The 306-nt window shown below is 59.8% G+C and carries 1 protein-coding gene; it reads left to right on the top strand.

From position 1 onward, the window contains the following. Positions 1-98: 98 nt before the first annotated feature. Positions 99-306: aldo/keto reductase (locus QWI17_RS09995; protein WP_302722363.1), on the top strand; the 208-nt coding region annotated here is incomplete at its 3' end.

Genomic DNA, 306 nt, shown 5'->3' on the forward strand with positions numbered 1-306 from the left:
CACACGGCGCTCGATGAACCTCCCCCCATTGCTGAACTCACTACCATCAGCACCAGCCGCAGGCTGGGTTCATCCCTTCCCCTTCCAAGGAGATCACGATGCAATACGTAAAGCTGGGTAGCACCGGCCTGGATATTTCCAGGCTGTGTCTGGGTTGCATGACGTTCGGCGATCCGGATGCCGGCACCCACCCCTGGACCTTGGGCGAAGAGGCCAGCCGGCCGATCATTCGCCATGCCGTCGAGCAAGGCATCAACTTCTTCGACACTGCCAACAGCTACTCTACCGGCACGTCGGAAGTGATCG

Source organism: Gilvimarinus gilvus (genome assembly GCF_030518155.1).
In the GTDB taxonomy this organism is placed as follows: domain Bacteria; phylum Pseudomonadota; class Gammaproteobacteria; order Pseudomonadales; family Cellvibrionaceae; genus Gilvimarinus; species Gilvimarinus gilvus.